15 protein-coding genes, 1 other RNA gene and 1 other annotated feature are annotated in these 19513 nt (G+C 37.4%); of the genes, 2 read left to right on the top strand and 14 right to left on the bottom strand.

Annotation, left to right across the window (positions count from 1 at the left end):
* Positions 1-2: 2 nt before the first annotated feature.
* The 6 genes from JNUCC51_RS18855 to hisS form a co-directional block, all read right to left on the bottom strand.
* Positions 3-722 (bottom strand): sugar isomerase domain-containing protein, encoded by a 720-nt coding sequence (locus tag JNUCC51_RS18855; protein ID WP_337989262.1) that lies wholly within the window; start codon positions 720-722, stop codon positions 3-5.
* Positions 723-726: 4 nt separating this feature from the next.
* Positions 727-1449 carry a GntR family transcriptional regulator gene (locus JNUCC51_RS18850; RefSeq protein WP_443137010.1) on the bottom strand — a complete coding sequence of 241 codons (723 nt, stop codon included), beginning with the start codon at positions 1447-1449 and terminating at the stop codon, positions 727-729.
* Positions 1450-1482: 33 nt separating this feature from the next.
* Positions 1483-2640, bottom strand: coding sequence for an N-acetylglucosamine-6-phosphate deacetylase (nagA, locus tag JNUCC51_RS18845; RefSeq protein WP_337989260.1), 1158 nt, complete (start codon positions 2638-2640; stop codon positions 1483-1485).
* Between the two features lie 426 nt (positions 2641-3066).
* Positions 3067-3266: non-coding RNA, 6S RNA (gene ssrS, locus JNUCC51_RS18840), on the bottom strand.
* Between the two features lie 139 nt (positions 3267-3405).
* Positions 3406-5175, bottom strand: a complete 1770-nt coding sequence (gene aspS / locus JNUCC51_RS18835) for an aspartate--tRNA ligase (protein ID WP_337989259.1) — start codon at positions 5173-5175, stop codon at positions 3406-3408.
* Between the two features lie 262 nt (positions 5176-5437).
* Positions 5438-6703 (bottom strand): histidine--tRNA ligase, encoded by a 1266-nt coding sequence (gene hisS / locus JNUCC51_RS18830; protein WP_337989258.1) that lies wholly within the window; start codon positions 6701-6703, stop codon positions 5438-5440.
* A gap of 96 nt (positions 6704-6799) precedes the next feature.
* Positions 6800-7041, bottom strand: a binding site (T-box leader).
* A 162-nt stretch (positions 7042-7203) separates the two neighbouring features.
* Between hisS and JNUCC51_RS18825 the strand changes: the two genes are divergently transcribed.
* Entirely contained in the window at positions 7204-8790 is a 1587-nt protein-coding gene (locus tag JNUCC51_RS18825) for an N-acetylmuramoyl-L-alanine amidase family protein (RefSeq protein WP_337989257.1), read from the top strand.
* A gap of 311 nt (positions 8791-9101) precedes the next feature.
* Here the strand turns inward: JNUCC51_RS18825 and JNUCC51_RS18820 are convergent, their stop codons facing one another.
* The 6 genes from JNUCC51_RS18820 to JNUCC51_RS18795 all read right to left on the bottom strand — a co-directional run bounded on the left by JNUCC51_RS18820 (position 9102) and on the right by JNUCC51_RS18795 (position 15909).
* A complete protein-coding gene (locus tag JNUCC51_RS18820) occupies positions 9102-9317 on the bottom strand; it encodes a DUF2642 domain-containing protein (RefSeq protein ID WP_337989256.1) in 216 nt (71 codons plus the stop codon).
* A 72-nt stretch (positions 9318-9389) separates the two neighbouring features.
* On the bottom strand, positions 9390-9830 hold the full coding sequence (gene dtd / locus JNUCC51_RS18815) for a D-aminoacyl-tRNA deacylase (RefSeq protein WP_337989255.1): 441 nt from the start codon (positions 9828-9830) through the stop codon (positions 9390-9392).
* An 85-nt stretch (positions 9831-9915) separates the two neighbouring features.
* The gene (locus tag JNUCC51_RS18810) at positions 9916-12111 is read right to left on the bottom strand and encodes a RelA/SpoT family protein (RefSeq protein WP_337989254.1); all 2196 of its coding nucleotides are present in this window, start codon (positions 12109-12111) and stop codon (positions 9916-9918) included.
* A 210-nt stretch (positions 12112-12321) separates the two neighbouring features.
* Complete coding sequence (locus JNUCC51_RS18805) at positions 12322-13236, bottom strand: pseudouridine-5'-phosphate glycosidase (RefSeq protein WP_337989253.1); 915 nt, start codon at positions 13234-13236, stop codon at positions 12322-12324.
* A gap of 4 nt (positions 13237-13240) precedes the next feature.
* Complete coding sequence (locus JNUCC51_RS18800) at positions 13241-14332, bottom strand: carbohydrate kinase (RefSeq protein ID WP_100546084.1); 1092 nt, start codon at positions 14330-14332, stop codon at positions 13241-13243.
* A 320-nt stretch (positions 14333-14652) separates the two neighbouring features.
* Positions 14653-15909: an MFS transporter gene (locus tag JNUCC51_RS18795; RefSeq protein ID WP_337989252.1), complete on the bottom strand. Its 1257-nt coding sequence runs from the start codon at positions 15907-15909 to the stop codon at positions 14653-14655.
* Positions 15910-16142: 233 nt separating this feature from the next.
* On the opposite strand from JNUCC51_RS18795, the gene JNUCC51_RS18790 reads away from it, so the two are divergent.
* Complete coding sequence (locus JNUCC51_RS18790; RefSeq protein WP_337989251.1) at positions 16143-16589, top strand: MarR family winged helix-turn-helix transcriptional regulator; 447 nt, start codon at positions 16143-16145, stop codon at positions 16587-16589.
* A gap of 212 nt (positions 16590-16801) precedes the next feature.
* Here JNUCC51_RS18790 and JNUCC51_RS18785 read toward each other — a convergent pair whose 3' ends face one another.
* A complete protein-coding gene (locus tag JNUCC51_RS18785; RefSeq protein ID WP_100546089.1) occupies positions 16802-17314 on the bottom strand; it encodes an adenine phosphoribosyltransferase in 513 nt (170 codons plus the stop codon).
* Positions 17315-17347: 33 nt separating this feature from the next.
* Complete coding sequence (gene recJ / locus JNUCC51_RS18780) at positions 17348-19369, bottom strand: single-stranded-DNA-specific exonuclease RecJ (protein WP_337992261.1); 2022 nt, start codon at positions 19367-19369, stop codon at positions 17348-17350.
* Between the last annotated feature and the right edge of the window lie 144 nt (positions 19370-19513).

Genomic DNA, 19513 nt, shown 5'->3' with positions numbered 1-19513 from the left:
TGTTATTTAAACTTTATACGATGTTGATAATTGGTAATCATAGCCTCATTATGAGACAAATCAGAGTCAACATTATTACTTTTAAAAACTGGTAATATTTCGTCAGATAAAGCCATGATCTCAATGATTTCACTGATTAATGCATTTAAAATAAATGAACCGATAACTGTAGAGGATGGTGCATACTGTATTTCATTGTGATGCAGCAAACCATCTCCTATTGGTATATGCGTATCGATAACTATATCTACTACATCCTCTAAGCGCTGTCCACTTTGATGGCGTGTCGGTTGTTCACAATAAGCAAGAGATTGCAGAGACAAAACAAGTACCCCCGCTTCTTTCGCTAAAAAAGCCACATCTATCGGTGCTTGATTTCTTCCGGATGTCGAAATGACTATACAAACATCATTTTCATGAAAATCAAAATGATCATTGTACCGTTCAATTATAGTCGGGTCCTTCTCGTTTTTAGATGATGTCATTGCTCCTGCATGTAAAGTTAAAGCTTCAATAATTATAGGACGTACAGGTACAAGCCCTCCCGCACGATAAAATGCGTCCTGTGCTAAAAGATGAGAATGGCCACTACCAAATAATTGGACAATTCCTCCGCTTTTAAGCCTTTGGACAATTAATTGTGCGGCTTCTTTTATTTGGGCATACTCTTGCTCCTTTACTACCTGCATTAGCTTTTGAATTTCTAGAAAATATGCATCCATAGGATCACCTTTTAATTTCACTAATGAATTTGTATCGATCAGCTCGATAAGTACTTCGCACAAGCTCAAACGGAACTCCGTCAGATAAATAACTTGTACGTTTAATAATTAACACAGGTGCAGTATGATTAATTTGTAAAAATTTACTATCTTCTTTTGGAACAATAGCTGCCTCCATTTGCTGAATAGCATTTCCAATTTTTTGATGAAATTTCGCTTCAATTAACGCATACAATGACCCCATTATTTTCTTTTCATCTAATTCTGGATATACTTTCACAGGAATATAAGTTCTTTCTATTGCCATTGGCTTGGAATCTGCACTACGAATTCGTACAACGAAGAAAACCTCTTCGCCCACCTCTAGCATTAAATCTCTAGCAACATCAACTGGTGCTACGATTTTTTCAAAGCGTAAAACTTTACTGCTTGGTTCCATCCCTCTAGCCCGCATATCCTCTGTGAAACTTGTTAATCCTTTTAGCGGTTGTTCTAATTTTGGATTAGCAACATATGTACCTCTCCCTTTTTCACGATACAATAATCCGCTATTAACTAAATTTGTGATTGATTGACGAACAGTCATTCTACTAACATCAAACTGCATAGAAAGCTCTCGCTCAGAAGGTATATTTTCACCGATTTTGTATTCTTCTAAATAAATACGTTGTTTAATGATTTCTTCTATTTGTATATAGATAGGTATATGAGAATTTTTATCTAACAAGTGCTGCACCATCCTTATCGCCTCTTTACTATTTCATTTCTCAAATACAACTTTACCCCGACAAATAGTTTTTTGTACATTTAAATTTTCATCTAGTAATACAAAATCTGCATCATAACCTTCTGCAATACGACCTTTAGTTGGAAGCTGTAATTGTTTAGCAGCATTCGTAGAAGACATTGCAACAATTTCCTGCAATGAGCAATTGGTGATTGCTTTCATATTTTTTACTGCTTGCTCCATCGTTAATACACTACCCGCTAAAGCCCCATTAGATAAATGAGCTCCATCCTTTGAAACGTGAACGGTTTGACCACCTAAATCATAATCACCATATTGTAAGCCTTTTGCCCGCATCGCATCGGTGATTAAGATAATACCATTCGCTCCTTTAATTCGATACGCTAGCTTTACAGCTTGAGGATGACAATGCACGAAATCAGCTATAATTTCAGTCTTCACCTGATCCTCTAAAAGCACTGCACCAACGACACCAGGATGACGATGATGGAAAGGGCGCATTTGGTTATATAAATGTGTAGCCTGTCTTACGCCCAATGTTACTGCCCTATCCACCTCTTCAATTGATGCATCAGAATGGCCAATGGAAGGAATAACATTTAAATCTTTTAACGATTCAATAAACGTAAAGCCTCCCTCTACCTCAGGTGCAATTGTGACTTGTTTAATACGTTGTTTACTTATGTTCTGCCAAGATGTAAATTGCTCAGTAGACGGTAAAATAATGTATTCTATTGGCTGAGCTCCTGCCCGTTCTTTCGATACATATGGCCCCTCTACATGTATACCTAATAAACTTGCCTCATCATCATTATTTTCGAATTGAGCAACATTTGATAAAGCGCTTTCAATCGCTTCTATAGATTGCGTCATCGTAGTAGCAAGAAAGCCCGTAACGCCCTCTTGTACTAAAGAACGTGCCATTTGATGTAATGCTAATTGCGTTGCATCCATCACATCATGCCCAGCAGAGCCATGTATGTGCATATCGATATAGCCAGGTAGCAGTAACCAATTTCTCTCTTTACCATCTATATAATGCTCAGCCTGAACAGATAAGTTATTACTCATCTTGATAATTCTACCATTTTCAATGAGTAAGTCGCCCATAAATGGCGCTTCATCATGATTGACTATCGTTACATTGGAAATTAAAAGTGTATTCTTCAATAGATCACCCCCTAACCATTTTTTTGAGGAGCTTTGCTGAAGTAAACAAGCTATCATTTTATTTGGTATAGTTGTCTATACCAATTATATGACACTTTTACAAAAATAAAAAGTATTTTTTATATTTTCTAATTTTTTTAGATTCTTCACCCTAACTTTGGGGTAATTTCCGTTCAGACTAGTCGCATTCCTTGAGGCATTCAGGCAACAACCGATTTTGTCTGTGCGAAAGTGCAGCGATAACGTGGCCGCAGCAACAAATGATTCACTTCATTCTTTTTTTAGCCAAGGATCATTGTCATTTGTCCTCTGCAATTTGTTCTATTATAAGTCTTGCTTGTGCGGTTGTCTTATTGAATAGCCATTTACTCGCACTAAAAAAGGAGCTAATTTTACGCTCCTCTTTGTGCTTATTTACTATGTATGACGAATCCCGATTGTGCCGTTATGCCAAGAAACATTCGTTTTGAACCCGCAATTCGCAGGGGGGTGCCCGCTTTGCAGCTTTAAACGTCCCGCTCCGCGTGGGGCTTGTTTGCGACTACAAAATGAAGGCTCCCGATTCTAAAATGTTCGGTCAAAACTGTTAAGTAGAGCTAGCAATTAGACAAACACTTCAGGATTCGTATTACAGTTATAATAACATTAACTATCTGATAATTCAAACTATTTTCTTCTAAAAAATCTTAATTCTTGTGAAAACGCAAAAAATACCTAGATTCTCAACAGTTTTTGCTAGAGAATCCAGGTATTTAGGAGTATTAATTATCTTTTAAATGTTTTAATTGCTAAATTTAGCTCATCCAATTGTTCTAGAGAAACTTCACTTGGTGCATTTGTTAATAAGCAGCTTGCACTTGCAGTTTTCGGGAATGCAATTGTGTCACGTAAGTTAGTGCGGCCAGCAAGTAACATTACGAAGCGGTCAAGACCAAATGCTAGACCTCCATGTGGCGGTACACCATATTCAAATGCTTCTAATAAGTAGCCAAATTGAGCTCTTGCTTCTTCTTCTGTGAAACCAAGTAAATTAAACATTTTTTCTTGTAATTCACGTTCATAAATACGTAGTGAACCTCCACCAAGCTCATAACCATTTAATACAATATCGTATGCTTGTGCACGGACAGCAGAAGGATTAGTTTCCATTAACGGGATATCTTCGTCAAATGGGCGAGTAAATGGATGGTGTGCTGCATAGTAGCGACCATCTTCTTCTGAGTACTCTAATAATGGCCAATCTGTAACCCAAAGGAATGCAAATTCTGATTCATCGATTAAGCCTAAGTCTTGGCCTAATTTCGTACGAAGAGCGCCTAGAGATGCTGCTACTACAGATGCTTTATCAGCAACGAATACTAAAATATCGCCAACTTCAGCTTTCATACTTTCGATTAATGATGCTGTTAATGCTTCGTCAAAGAATTTTGCAATTGGTCCGTTTAAGCCTTCTTCTGTTACTTTTAACCAAGCCAGACCTTTTGCTCCATAAATACCAACGAACTTTGTTAGCTCGTCCATGTCTTTACGAGAGTATTTGTCTGCTGCACCTTTAATGTTGATACTCTTTACTTGCTTGCCTTCTGCTACTGTATCAGCAAACACTTTGAAATTACAGCCATCAAAAATATCATTTAAAGCAACTAGCTCTAAGCCGAAACGTACGTCAGGTTTATCTGAACCGTAACGATCCATAGCTTCTTGATATTTCATACGTTGGAATGGAGCAGGAATATCAATACCTTTTACATCTTTCATAACTGCTTGGATTAAGCGTTCGTTCATTTCAATAATTTCATCTTGCGTTAAAAAGCTTGTTTCAATATCAACTTGTGTAAACTCCGGTTGACGGTCAGCACGTAAGTCTTCATCACGGAAACAACGTGCGATTTGGAAGTATTTTTCGAAACCAGACACCATTAATAATTGCTTAAATAGCTGAGGTGATTGTGGTAATGCATAAAATTCACCTTCATGAACACGTGATGGTACTAAATAGTCACGAGCACCTTCTGGAGATGATTTTGTTAAAATTGGCGTTTCTACTTCTAAGAAGCCTTCGTTTTGTAAGAAGTTACGAATTGTACGAGTAACGTCTGAACGCATTTTGAATGTATCAAACATTGCAGGACGACGCAGGTCAAGATAACGATATTTTAAACGTAAATCTTCTGATACGTCAGTACGATCTTCGATTTGGAATGGTGTTGTTTTTGCCGTATTAATAACGACTAATTTTGTTGCTTCTACTTCAATTTTACCGTTTGGTACATTTGGGTTGATTTGATCTTCTGAACGAAGAATTACTGTCCCTTCCACTTCGATTACGTACTCACTACGCACTTTATCGGCTAAAGCATGTGCTTCTGCTACATCAGGGCTAAACACTACCTGTGTGATCCCAGTACGGTCACGTAAATCAATGAAAATTAAACCACCTAGGTCGCGACGACGTTGTACCCAACCTTTTAATACGACTTTTTCGCCTTTTAATGCTTCTGAAAGTTCATTACTAGCATGTGTTCTTGTTGCCATTTATTTAATTCCTCCAAAATTTATTTGGTTCATCACCATTTACTTAGGGTTGATTTCCGTTTTCACAAATCTCATCCCAACTTTCGGTGATGAACTATTTATTTTACTTATGTAGCATACAGTTCCTACTAAGTAGTGAATTGATGCCAAGGAAAATTAGCAGTTCATTGTTAGATAAATTATCTGTCCAAAATAACGTAAATATTTTAGACAGATAATCCTGTATTGATATATAAACGATCTCTGTTTAGCTTGTATTCGCTTATTGTTTTAATAGGTAGTTCACTAATTCTGAGAACGCTACTTTTTGTTGTTCACCTGATTCCATATGTTTAACAGTAGCTACTTGTTCTTCAAGCTCTGTTTCACCTAAAACAATCGTATATTTTGCACCTAAACGGTCTGCTGATTTCATTTGAGCTTTCATTTTGCGATCTAAATAATCCATCTCTGCAGAAATGCCCTTAGCACGGAAAGTACTTGTTAATTCTACCGTTTTTAGCTTCGCTTCTTCGCCCATAGCAATCATATAGACATCGAGCCCTGATGCTGTGTCTAATTCAACACCTTCAGCTTCAAGAGCAAGCAACAAACGCTCAATACTTAATGCGAAACCGATACCTGGTACATCTGGTCCACCAATTTCTTGCACAAGGCCATTATAGCGACCTCCACCACAAAGTGTAGTAATTGCTCCAAAGCCAGAAGCCGTTGACATAATTTCAAAAGTCGTATGATTGTAATAATCAAGACCTCTTACAAGATTTGCATCAACCTCATACGAAATTCCCAGTGTATCTAAATACGTTTTAACTTGAGCGAAATATGCCGCTGACTCCTCTGTTAGGAAATCAGTTAATGCAGGTGCAGATTTCATTAATGGGTGCTCGCGGTCTACCTTACAATCTAAAATGCGCAGTGGATTTTTTTGCAAACGGTTTTGGCAATCCGAACAAAACTCATGAATATGTGGTTCGAAGTGTTGTAACAATGCCGTACGGTGTGTATCACGTGTTTCTTTATCGCCAAGTGAATTAATGACTAATTTTAAATCCTGTAAACCTGCTGATTCATAGACATCCATTGCTAGTGCAATAACTTCTGCATCAATAGCTGGATCAGCTGAACCAATAGCTTCTACTCCAAATTGGACAAATTGACGGTAGCGCCCTGCTTGCTGACGTTCATAACGGAACATTGGTCCTAAATATGAAAGCTTTACTGGTTGGTCAGGTGCACCAAACATTTTATGTTCAACATATGCACGAACTACTCCAGCTGTATTCTCCGGACGCAATGTTAACGAACGGCCACCGCGATCTTCAAATGTATACATTTCCTTTTGAACAACATCCGTTGTTTCACCGACACCACGTGCAAATAAATCTGTTTGCTCAAAAATTGGTGTGCGAATTTCATTGTAGCGATAGACACGACAGATATCACGGATAACCGCTTCTACCTTCTGCCAATTTTCTGATTGACCAGGCAAAATATCTTGTGTCCCTCGTGGCACTTTAAAACTCATAGAAAAACCTCCTTTATAAATTGCTTATGAGCAAGCTGTCTTCTGGACTTTTCTCATTTTTTGTCCACAAAAAAAGCCCTCGCCTCCTTGCGTATTGCAAGGGACGAGAGCTGTACAAGCTTCCGCGGTTCCACCCTAGTTGACGCATCAAATTCATGCGTCCTCCTCCTAATCGGATAACGGCCGATTCCGTTTTTTCCTACTAAGCATTACTTTTCAGAAAAAAGCCTCTCAAGTGTTGTTCACAATATACATTTTTGTAGGAAAGATTTCAGCCTAGGTCTTTCCCTCTCTTCTCCAATAGAGGTATATGCTACTTGCTTGGTCATAAGCGATTAATCATTTTTTGATTACCCTTTATGTTAGTCACAACAAAAGGTAATGTCAACTATTTTTGTTTTTTTTACAATACATTTGTGAAAATAACAAATTCCATTACCTTTTTCCCACGAATTCTATTATTAAAGCATGGTAAAATAGGACAAGATAGGAGGAATCTGATGAGGACAAAACTTTTAAATATTAGTATCATCTACATACTAGTGCTAATGATTGCAATTCCAAATATGAATAATGTTCAAACAGCACTAGCCGACACCAGTGATTTAAAAGTAACTGGAATGATTCTTCATTTACGTGAGGGACCTGGACTGTCTTATCCAATTATTACGACATTAGATGAGGGTGATCAGCTAACTTCTATTAGTCGTGAGGGCGATTGGATTCAAGTTAAAGCAGGCGATAATGAAGGTTGGGTAGCGTCTTGGCTAACAGCCTCAATTAACGATAAACAAACGATTGATAAAACGTTGATTTCACAAGTCGATCGTCTAAATATTCGAACTGAGCCTGACATATCTTCAGCAGTTCTTGGACAATTATCAATAGGCAATCAAGCAAAACTTATTGAAAAAAATGGCGAATGGGCAAAAATAGATTGGAACGGACTAGTAGGATGGGTTTCTACTGACTATGTTACAATCAATGACCTACCTGAAAAAAAGGTAAAGGCTGAGGCTGATGAACCTAAAGTTGAAGTATCTACAAAAAAAATCAACAAAGATACTACATTTACAGTTTTAGTGGATGCACTTAATGTGCGCCAAACGCCCGACTTAAATGCTAAAAAAATAGGAACAATTTCAAATGGACAAGCCTTTAAAGTGCTGGCTCAAGAACATAACTGGGTACAAATTCAATATAACGATAATAAAGCAGGTTGGGTTTATAGCTTTTATGGTACTTTTTCAAATATAGAAAAAAAGACATCAAAATCTACTTCTTCTTCCTCAGAGCTTGAATCTGTCACAATCATTTATAACGGGACAAACCTACGGACAGATGCAACAACAGTTGCTGATGTTGTTGCACGTGTTGATGCTGGTGAAACCTACCCTATTGTAGGCGCAAAAAATGATTTTTATGAAATTCAAGTAGATGACAAAACTGCATTTGTGGCGAACTGGGTCGTTACTACTACTTCTTCGTCGAACAAAGCCACTACTGCTATAAAAAAAGATAAATCTAAACCACGTAAGAAAGGCACTTTAAATGGGCTAACTATTGTCGTAGATGCTGGACATGGTGGAAATGATCACGGCACTACCGGACAACGTGGAACAGAGGAGAAGGAAATTACATTGAAAACAGCATCTCTTCTTGCTTCAAAGTTGAGTGCTGCTGGAGCAAATGTTGTCATGACAAGAGAATCAGATGAATATGTTGCACTCCGCAAACGCGTATCAATTGCGCACCAGTATGAAGCAGATGCTTTTATTAGTATTCATTATGATGCAACAGAGGATAGCTCCGTTAATGGCTTTACCTCCTATTATATGAACAGTAATCAACAAGGTCTTGCAGATGCAATAAATAATGGACTTTCAAATAAAATCGATCTTAAGAATCGTGGTACTCAACAAGGAAATTATTTAGTGCTACGAGAAAATCGCCAACAAGCTGCCCTCATTGAGCTAGGCTACTTAAGTAATGGTAGTGAGGAACGTGTGATTACAACCGCTAAATTCCGTGAACAAGCCACTCTCGGCATCTACCAAGGCATTTTAAATTACTTTAACGAAAATTAATAAAGAAGCTTGGACTTTCTTCATCCCACTTCTTAATAATCTTTTCCAATCGAGATAAATAAATAAGCTGCAAAGGAAGCATTATACTTCCCTTGCAGCTTTTTTATTATTATCAATCAATTATAGGACTGTTTTAAATGACTCTTTTGTTATAGTAGTCATAAGTTGATAGAAAGTTACGATGTTTGCTGTCTGTGTTGCAAACGGTGCATGTTCATACAAACAGATCTTAGATTTCAATAATCTCTGTTTTACACACACTAAAACGTAAAAGATCTTCAATTATACGAGAGTATAGGTCCTTTATGCATTTATTTTTTCATTGTTGCTAAAGTAACCCATACAATTTCCTTCATACTAATGAAAAATGGCGTACGGCTAACCTCTAAAACAATATCATCAGGTAATACAGAGATTAATTTTCCTTGCTGAATATTTTTCTTAGTTTGCACTACAATTGCCTGACCAATCATCATGTTAAGAGTTTCGTATAAATATGGATTTGATATACTTCCTACCTGCGTCATATTAATACACTTCCTTCCTACAAAACTAACCATACTATTTAATGTATGAAGAAATCATAGGAAATGTACCATTTATTTAGACTCAAGAAGGATTGTAATAGGGCCATCATTTGTAAGTGCAACATCCATCATCGCACCAAATATTCCTGTTTCCACATGTAAACCGTGTTCACGCAAGGAATTATTAAAAGCCTCCCATAACGGTTCCGCAACCTCAGGTCTTGCTGCACTTGTAAAACTTGGACGATTTCCTTTTTTAGCATCCCCATACAATGTAAATTGTGAGACAGATAGAATAGCCCCTCCATTTTCTAAAATAGAATGATTCATTTTTCCTTCAGCATCTTCCCAAAGGCGGAGATTCGCTACTTTTTTCGCTAAATATTCTACATCCTCTTGTGTGTCCCCATGTGTAATACCAACAAGAAGAACATAACCGCTATCAATAGCTCCCGTTACTTTTCCGTCAACAGTAACAGAGGCTGCTTTACTACGTTGTAAAACTACTTTCATTCTTTAAAACCTCAATTCTCACTTTGAATGCACCAGAAGATCCACTTTCAATACAAATAAAGTTCCTACTGTCCAACCATTCGAATTAGTTAATAACACGTTGCACTGAATATATATCAGGTGTTTGCTTAATACGTTCCACTACTTTATGCAAATGCGAAATATTTGAAATCGAAATCGTTAAATGAATCGTTGCCATTTTATCACGATCTGCACGACCACTCACTGCTAAAATATTCGTTTTTGTTTCGCTAACAATTTGCATGATTTCATTTAAAATTCCTGGTCTATCGAAGGCTGAAACTTCAATATCAACAGGGTATTCTTTTTTCTCTGGAGTAAGTCCGTGTTCCCATTCAACTTCTATTAAACGCTCCTGCTCATCATCAACTTGAATATTTGGACAGTCTGCACGGTGCACTGAAACACCTCTTCCTTTCGTAATGAAGCCTACAATTTCATCTCCAGGAACTGGCGTACAACAACGTGAAAGTCGAATAAGCATATTGTCGATATCTTTTACGATAACACCCGATTCTGTACGTTTTTGTGGAATAGGGTTTTTCATTTTTTGTTCAATTTTCTCAAGAGCTTCTTCCTGTTCACGCTCTTTGCGACGTTTTTCCGCTAAACGATTAACAACTTGTTGAGCTGTAATTCCATTCACGCCTACAGCTGCATATAAATCGTCTTCATTTGTATAATTAAATTTTTCACATACACGCTTCAAATTTTCCGCTGACATTGTTTCTTTTATCTCAAAACCTTGTGCACGGATTTCCTTTTCTATCATCTCTTTACCTTTGATGATATTTTCTTCACGAAGATGACGTTTGAAAAATTGCTTTATTTTATTTTTCGCCTGTGAGGATTGGGCTATTTTCAACCAATCACGACTCGGACCAAATGATTGCTTAGAAGTTAAAATTTCAATAATATCTCCCGTTTTCAACGGTGTATCAAGCGGTACCATTTTACCATTGATTTTCGCGCCAATTGTACGATTCCCAACTTCTGAATGCACACGGTATGCGAAGTCGATAGGTACAGAGCCTGCTGGTAATTCAATGACATCTCCTTCAGGTGTAAATACATAAACCATATCAGAAAACAAATCAAATTTTAACGATTCCATAAATTCTTCAGCATTAGAAGATTCGTTTTGGAATTCTAATATTTCTCGGAACCACGTTAATTTTTGGTCGACATTTTGTTTTTCATTATCAACTTTTTTACCTTCCTTATACGCCCAATGCGCAGCAATCCCGTACTCGGCAATTTTATGCATTTCCTTCGTACGAATTTGAACTTCTAATGGGTCACCATAAGGACCAATTACTGTTGTATGCAGTGATTGATATAAGTTTTGTTTTGGCATCGCAATATAATCTTTAAAGCGACCAGGCATTGGCTTCCATAATGTATGCACAATCCCAAGTACGGCATAGCAATCTTTAATACTATCGACAAGTACACGAATGGCTAATAAATCATAAATCTCGTTGAACTGTTTCTTTTGTAACACCATTTTACGATAAATACTGTAAATATGTTTTGGACGACCATAAACATCCGCTTCAATTTCAACATCTGTAAGCTGTGACTTCATCTCAGCCATTACATTGTCTAAATATGCCTCACGTTCATCACGTTTTTTCTTCATAAGACTGACAATGCGATAATATTGCTGTGGATTTAAATAACGAAGTGCTGTATCCTCAAGCTCCCATTTAACAGTCGAAATCCCAAGACGATGCGCAAGTGGTGCAAAAATTTCAAGCGTTTCTTTAGAAATACGGCGTTGTTTTTCTGCTGGTAAATGCTTTAACGTGCGCATATTATGCAGGCGGTCTGCCAGTTTAATTAAAATGACACGAATATCCTGCGCCATAGCTACAAACATTTTTCGATGGTTTTCTGCTTGTTGCGCTTCTTTAGATAAATATTTAATTTTCCCTAGCTTTGTTACACCGTCTACAAGTATCGCAACTTCTTCGCCGAATTCACGAACCAAATCGTCACGCGTAAAATCCGTATCCTCGACAACATCATGTAAAAAACCAGCCGCAACTGTTTCAGGATCCATTTGTAATTCAGCTAAAATACCAGCTACTTGCACAGGGTGAATAATATACGGTTCACCCGAGCTTCGGAATTGCTCAATATGGGCATCCCTTGCTAATTCATATGCTTTTTTCACGAATGCGACATTTTCATCATTCATGTAGGATTTGACTAACTCAAAAACGTCCTCGGGAGTCAAAATTTGCTCTTTCGCCATAACATGTCCACCTTGCTCGTCAAATTTTTCAGATTAGATATAAACTTAATTGTATAAAATTTAATGGGCTATTGTAAAGTAACTGTGTCATTTTGTTTAGTTATTCTCGTGAACAATGTGAAAAATGGAAAAAATATTCATGGTAATGAATAAAAAGACCCTTTGCGAATGAAATATTCGCAAAGAGTCTCTATCTATATTTATAGTTGTTTAGCTTAATTTATTATACGCTACAGCAATTTTCGACCCAACTACTGCATTATTTTTCACTAATGCAATATTGGCATCAAGGCTTTTACCTTCTGTTAATTCTTTAACTTTTCCAAGTAAGAATGGTGTCACGTTTTTACCTTGAATACCGTTTTCTTCTGCTTCTACTAAAGCTTTTTCAATGATTCCAGTAATGAATGAATTCTCAAGCGCTTCAGACTCTGGGATTGGGTTAGCGATGACAGCTCCACCTTTTAAGCCCAATTGCCATTTTGCACGTAGCATTTCTGCCACTTCCTCTGGAGTATCAATCTTGAAGTTAACATCAAAACCGCTTTGACGTGTATAGAATGCTGGTAGCTCATCTGTACCGTATCCAACAACTGGTACACCTTTTGTTTCAAGATATTCTAAAGTTAAACCAATATCTAAAATTGACTTAGCACCCGCACAAATTACAGCAACATTTGTTTGAGCTAATTCTTCTAAATCTGCTGAAATATCCATTGTTGTTTCAGCACCACGGTGTACGCCACCGATACCGCCAGTTACAAAAATTTCAATATCAGCTAGCTCCGCACAAATCATTGTTGCAGCTACAGTTGTCGCTCCTAATTTTTTTGTTGCTAAAAGATAGCCTAAGTCACGACGAGACGCTTTTGCTACACCTTGTGCATTACCGAACATTTCAAGTTCTTCATCTGATAAACCAATTTTAATTTTACCATCGATTAATGCAATAGTTGCTGGTACTGCACCATTATCACGAATAATTTGTTCTACTTCACGTGCTGTTTGTACATTTTGTGGATATGGCATTCCGTGAGAAATAATTGTTGATTCTAATGCTACGATTGGTAAGCCTTTCGCTTGTCCTGCTTTTACTTCTTCTGATAATACGATGAATTCTTTCATGTTGTTATTCCTCCATTTCACTGTTTAACAAATCAACTGATAGCTCAGGTCTTACTGTATATGGGGATGCAAGTGTATTTTTGGCATTCGTTAAGCCTGCATCAATACATGTTGCAAAGGATTGCCCAGTAAGCCAGCTATGTATTACAGCACTGACAAAGGCGTCTCCTGCACCTGTTACATCTTCAATTTTTTCTATAGCTTTAGCTGCGTAATGACTTGGCTTCGTTGTAGTGGAAGCTGCATACACACCTTTGCTACCCGCAGTAATAATTACCTGTTCAGCACCTAATTTAAGAAGTTGCTGTAAAGCCTTTTCATAATGCGCAGAGTTTTCGATTTTGTGACCAACAATCGTCTCTGCTTCATCTGTGTTACAAATAAACCATGTTACACCTTGCAACGTATCGGGTAATCGATTCATTTTTGGTGAAGATACCGGTACAATGACAAAAGGAATGTCACGGGCAATTGCAACCTGCTGTATGTAAGCCACTGTTTCCTTTGGACAGTTTAAATCCATAATAAAGCAGCCCGCATTCATCAGCATTGCCTCATGTTTTTTTAGCAAACTTGGCAATAAAAGATCATATACTTCCATATTTGCTACCGCTAATGCTAGCTCGCCCTGCTCATCCATAACCGCAGTATAGGAACCAGTTGAAGCGTCAGGTAGCTGCTCTACATAACGTAAATTCATAAATGGCTCTGAAGCTTCTTGGATAACTTGCCAATCAGCATCTTTGCCGGCAGTAGTCAGCAATGTTACTTGATGATTTAATCTGCCTAAGTTTTCAGCAATGTTTCGTCCAACACCACCTACACTAAATGAAGAGCTTGCAGGATTGGATGTACCGAACTGGACATTCCCCTTCACATGAAATTTTCGGTCAAGATTAGCTCCACCGATACAAATAATTTCATTTTCCTCAGGCAAAATATATGCACGACCTACAATTTTCCCCTGTTTCGTTAAGCTCGACACTAAATTAGCAAGGACTGGTCGAGACAGATTCATTTTATCGGCCATCTCTTGTTGAGACATAAACGGATTCTGGCGAATTAATGCAAGGACCGCCTGTTCTCTTTCATTCATAGCATCACCTTTTATTATATTTGTTTACATTATAAACTTTTGTTTGAATGATGTCAAAAAATTTTTAAAGAAAAAGTTGAAGCCGATATAATATTGGCTTCAACTACATGTTGTTATAACTATTGCTTCAATGAAATTTGATGTTTATTAAATAAAGTATGGCTTTTCGGTAAAATGCGGGGTGATGTGCGAAGGCGAAGCGACAACGGAAACAAATTGGAGGAACGGCGGCTCGATACTGCTAAATACCTATTGCTAATAAAATTTCGAGAACCGACGAAAGCTAGAATTGCGCCCAAAGAAAATCGAGTAGTCTATTATCAAGTATTGGCATGATGAGGTGTTTGTTTTTTCACGATGATAACAAATAAACTTGCCAATGCACAGAACATCCCTGCAAGGAAAAAGGCCCAAGTATATGAATTGAAAAACTTATAGATAAGGCCTCCACTATAAGCTGCAACTGCTGCCCCTGCTTGATGTGATGCGAAAATCCACCCATAAATAATGCCACTTTTATTTGTTCCAAAAATTTGTCTAGAAATACTTATCGTTGGAGGCACTGTTGCAATCCAATCTAATCCATAAAAAATTGTAAAGATTGTCAGTAAAGTGAGCGACCCTTGTATTAATGCATACGGGAGTAAAAGCAGAGACATTCCTCTTAAAAGGTAATACCAAAACAATAACCATCGATTATCAAAACGGTCAGACAGCCACCCTGATAAAGTAGTGCCTACGAGATTGAATACTCCCATAAAAGAAAGAAAGGATGCAGCGGTTACTAAAGGGATACCAAAGCTAATACAATAAGAAACAAAATGAGTACCAACTAACCCACTAGTTGAAAGTCCACAAATGAAAAAACTTCCCGCTAATAACCAAAACTCTTTCTTTTTTATAGCTTCAAATAAACCATTAAACGCAATACTAATCGGATTTTTCTTATGATTCTCCTGTCGCATTGCTAGATTTTCTTCCATTCCATAAGGAAGAATTCCAATATCCTGTGGTTTATTTTTAATAAATATAGAAATAGTGATGAACATAACCATACTTAAAATGAGAATTAATCCAATCGCCCATCGCCAAGAATAATGCTCAATAATAATTGCCAATATAGGAAGGAGAATTAACTGCCCTGTTGCAGTACTTGCCGTTAAAATCCCTACTGCCAACCCTCTACTTTTCACAAACCAATGATTGGCTACATAAGGACTTAACACCGTTAAAAAGAGACTTGCTCCTAAGCCAATAATACAGCCCCATATAATGATTAATTGCCATGATTGTGTCATAAAAAGCGTAAGCATCATGCCTATGAATAATGTAGCCATCGCTCCCAGCATCATTTTCTTTAAACCAACTACTTCTAGTAATGCCGCCATAAATGGACCTGAAAAACCATATAAAAATAGACTCACTGCAAAAGCTAAAGCTATTAAAGATCGATCCCAATTAAATTCTTTTTCAAAGGAGTCTATAAATACCCCTGATGATGACATTGTAATCCCTGCAACAATAATCGAGAAAAAGGTTACAACTAAAATAAACCAGCTATAATGAATACGCTTCATCTGAACACCTTCATTTCTTAATTGATTTTTTAAACACTCTTTAATGAAAAAGATTATAGCTCAATATATGTATATGCATATATTACTGGAATGAACCCCTTCCGAAAACATGTATATACATATATAATCTTAGTAATCACTTTTATTACTGTCAAGGAACATTTTCCATCTTAACAAAATAAATCAATAAGGCTACTATAATATTGAACCAACTCGAAAAGGAGCACGGAGCAATGAAGAATATAGATTACACACAAATATGTGTATGTGCAAACCTTCGTAAAAAAACACGAGTCGTGACACAATTGTATGATAAATTACTACAGCCCACTGGCTTAAAAGTTACACAATACTCAATGCTAGCACATATCGATCATCAACAATCAGTTTCCATAAGTCGATTAGGAGAAATTTTGCTGCTCGATCAAACAACCATTACACGAAATATTAACTTGTTAAAGCAAAATGGCTATGTAGATTTAAATAGAGATCCGCAAGATGCTCGAACAAAGGTCATTACACTAACTGAAAAAGGGGCTGAAAAATTAATTGAGGCTGCTCCAATTTGGCAAGATATTCAAGAAAGAATAATCAATGATATTGGCTTAGAAAAATACAATGAATTTTATGAAACATTGAAAACTATGCAAAAAATAATTCAATCTTATGGTGAGGAATAAATAAATAGACCTAAACAAAAGAATCCATTTTGAAAATGATTGATCAAAATGGATTCTTAATGTTGTTGTAGAGTTTTTATGCCAATGAAATTAAGTAAGTATGGCTCTTCGGCAAAACGAGCGTTGATCTTTGTACTGACTGAGCACTTTCCTGAGAGGTGTTCAATCTCCACTACAATCAACTAATTCGTTTAGCAAGTATCCAATAGTTATTAATATTCAATAAGTGTTTTTATGTTAATGTCGCCAAGTTTTGCACGCCCGTTTAGCTCTGTTAACTCGATAAGGAATGCACAGCCAACAACTTGACCACCTAATTCTTCAATTAAACGTACAGTCGCTTCAACTGTACCACCTGTCGCAAGTAAATCATCACAGATTAATACTTTTTGACCTGGTTTAATCGCATCTTTGTGCATTGTAAGCGTATCTTTACCGTACTCAAGACCGTAGTCAGCACTTATCACTTCACGTGGTAATTTTCCTGGCTTACGAACAGGCGCAAAACCAATTTCAAGTGCATAAGCAACTGGACATCCGATAATGAAGCCACGAGCCTCAGGACCTACCACAATTTCTGCACCTAATTCTTTTGCGTAACTTACGATTTGATCTGTTGCATATTTGTATGCAGGACCGTTATCCATAATTGTTGTAATATCTTTGAAGCTAATGCCCTCTTTCGGCCAGTTTTCAACCGTTGTTACGTATTGCTTTAAATCCATGTTATTGTTCCTCCTACGAAACTTATTCGTATATTAATTTAATCGTTCATCAAACCATTGTTTTAATTCTATATAAGGGGCATATACTAGCTTCTGCTCCATTTCAATCTGTTCTGAACGCTGTTTGTAAGACGGTGCCTCTGTAAGTGCCTGTTTTGGTGCATTCACGTTGACAGTCGTCAGTCCACTCTCCATTTTAACAAAATCAAGCTCAAAAAACACCTGTGTCATAAATTTTAATGCGTCTAATGGCCAACCTGTATGCTTAGCTAATTCAGCCAAATGCATATTTAATGGAAAAGCAGGACGATTTTTTAAGAACTTATAATACCAAGAGAATTGCTCACGTGTAGGCAATCCATTGAAGTACTGAGAATCAGGCATGTAAAAATGTGCATATATACGGGAAGGCGCTGTTTTTCGCAAGACATTTTCTAACATTTGAACATTTTGTGGCAAATCCAGAAGCACGATATAATTGCTTTGTTCTACATTTGAAAGTGTAGGATCCACTGCTAGGATTGGTACACCAATTAGTGACTGGTAATAGGTAATCGTCTCTGAACGGAAGGCTACAAATGTTGCCTCTTCTTTTGGAACAGTATTTAACCAGCGGGATGTTTGGCGAATACCACGAATATCAAATAATTGCCATTCAGTCGTTTGGACATCCTCTATCATAAATTGTGCTTTTTTACGTCCTTGCCATTCGTTAATTTGTAAATCCCCTGTAAATGATACTTTTATTCCAAATGTTAGCTCGTCGTGTAAATGTCCTTTATTGAATCCGACACTATCCAATTTTTCATAGCCATCCGTCAATTCCATTTTTATATGATTTTCTGCTGCTCCAATTTTCCGCATGGATGCAATCTCTACATCTTCGAGCACATAAACCGGCTTCGGAAAATCTGTACCATACGGACCAAGCGTAGAAATTTCCTCAATGGCATCTGCTGAAATTTCATCCATTTTTAGTGGTATATCAATATTGAGTACAGGTGTCAATTGTTCTTCTGATAAACATGCTTTTGCTTGAGCATCTAAGCGTGATCTTAATTCATCCACATGCTCAATGGGTAATGTCATCCCCGCTGCCATAGGATGCCCACCAAAATGGGGTAATATATCTCGATTCTTCGCTAATTCATTATACAAATGGAAGCCTTCAATACTACGAGCTGAGCCTTTAGCTGTTCCTTTTTCATGGTCTAATGAAAGTACAATTGTTGGACGATAATAAAGCTCTACAAGACGAGATGCAACAATTCCTACTACTCCAGCATTCCAGCCTTCTCCTGCAATAACTAAAACGAGTGACTCTCCGACCTTTTTATCCGATTCAATGAGAGCAATCGCCTCATCTGTAATACTCTTAACAATATCTTTGCGTTCGCTATTACACGTATTAAGCTGTTTCGCTAATGCTATTGCCTTAGCATTGTCTTCAGCCATTAATAGCTCTACACCTGGCGCCGCTTCTCCTAGACGGCCAACTGCATTTAAGCGCGGCCCAAAGTAAAAACCGATTGTTTCTTCGTTAATTTTAGCTTGCTCTGCACTGGCAACTTCACACATTGCTTGTACCCAAGGGCTGAGTGAACGGCGCATTTCTTCTATTCCTCGTTTTACTAGGTAGCGGTTTTCATCAACTAAAGGTACTAAATCCGCTACTGTTCCAACAGCGACATATTCAATTAAATGCGTTGGTAGTTCTCCATATAGAGCATGTGCTAACTTAAAGGCTACACCCACGCCTGCAAGCTCTCCAAATGGATAATGTCCTTCTGGTATACGAGGATGTAAAATAATATCTGCAGGTGGTAATTCATCGCCTGGTTCATGGTGATCTGTAACGATAACATCCATACCTAGTTCCTTTGCGACACGAATCGGTTCCATGCCTGAAATACCATTATCAACTGTTATAATTAGCTGAACACCCTCTTCATGTGCTTCACGAAATAGCTCTTCATTCGGTCCATAGCCGTGAATAAAACGATTCGGTATTTTAAACGATACATCGGCACCTAGATCAAGCAACACATTCAGCATTACTGTCGTGCTTGAGACACCATATAGTGATAGGTAAGCCTTTGAAGTTATCTCTAGCTTTTCCCCCACTTCACACCGTGCGTGAGACTTTCACCTCACACGGCGTTCCATCGAATAGATTCAAAACTTTGGTAATCTACATAA

Origin of the sequence: Lysinibacillus sp. JNUCC 51 (assembly GCF_015999525.1) — a bacterium.
GTDB lineage: Bacteria > Bacillota > Bacilli > Bacillales_A > Planococcaceae > Lysinibacillus > Lysinibacillus xylanilyticus.
Note: the sequence above shows the minus strand (reverse complement) of the source record. Positions and strands in the feature narration are given on the sequence as shown.

Coding starts and splice junctions, on each gene's coding strand:
- JNUCC51_RS18800 (WP_100546084.1), bottom strand. CDS start 14,332: ATGAATGAAAGAGAACAGGCGGTCCTTGCATTAATTCGCCAGAATCCG.
- JNUCC51_RS18810 (WP_337989254.1), bottom strand. CDS start 12,111: ATGGCGAAAGAGCAAATTTTGACTCCCGAGGACGTTTTTGAGTTAGTC.
- JNUCC51_RS18795 (WP_337989252.1), bottom strand. CDS start 15,909: ATGAAGCGTATTCATTATAGCTGGTTTATTTTAGTTGTAACCTTTTTC.
- dtd (WP_337989255.1), bottom strand. CDS start 9,830: ATGAAAGTAGTTTTACAACGTAGTAAAGCAGCCTCTGTTACTGTTGAC.
- JNUCC51_RS18855 (WP_337989262.1), bottom strand. CDS start 722: ATGGATGCATATTTTCTAGAAATTCAAAAGCTAATGCAGGTAGTAAAG.
- recJ (WP_337992261.1), bottom strand. CDS start 19,369: ATGCTGAATGTGTTGCTTGATCTAGGTGCCGATGTATCGTTTAAAATA.
- JNUCC51_RS18825 (WP_337989257.1), top strand. CDS start 7,204: ATGAGGACAAAACTTTTAAATATTAGTATCATCTACATACTAGTGCTA.
- JNUCC51_RS18785 (WP_100546089.1), bottom strand. CDS start 17,314: ATGGATTTAAAGCAATACGTAACAACGGTTGAAAACTGGCCGAAAGAG.
- JNUCC51_RS18820 (WP_337989256.1), bottom strand. CDS start 9,317: ATGACGCAGGTAGGAAGTATATCAAATCCATATTTATACGAAACTCTT.
- hisS (WP_337989258.1), bottom strand. CDS start 6,703: ATGAGTTTTAAAGTGCCACGAGGGACACAAGATATTTTGCCTGGTCAA.
- aspS (WP_337989259.1), bottom strand. CDS start 5,175: ATGGCAACAAGAACACATGCTAGTAATGAACTTTCAGAAGCATTAAAA.
- JNUCC51_RS18805 (WP_337989253.1), bottom strand. CDS start 13,236: ATGAAAGAATTCATCGTATTATCAGAAGAAGTAAAAGCAGGACAAGCG.
- JNUCC51_RS18790 (WP_337989251.1), top strand. CDS start 16,143: ATGAAGAATATAGATTACACACAAATATGTGTATGTGCAAACCTTCGT.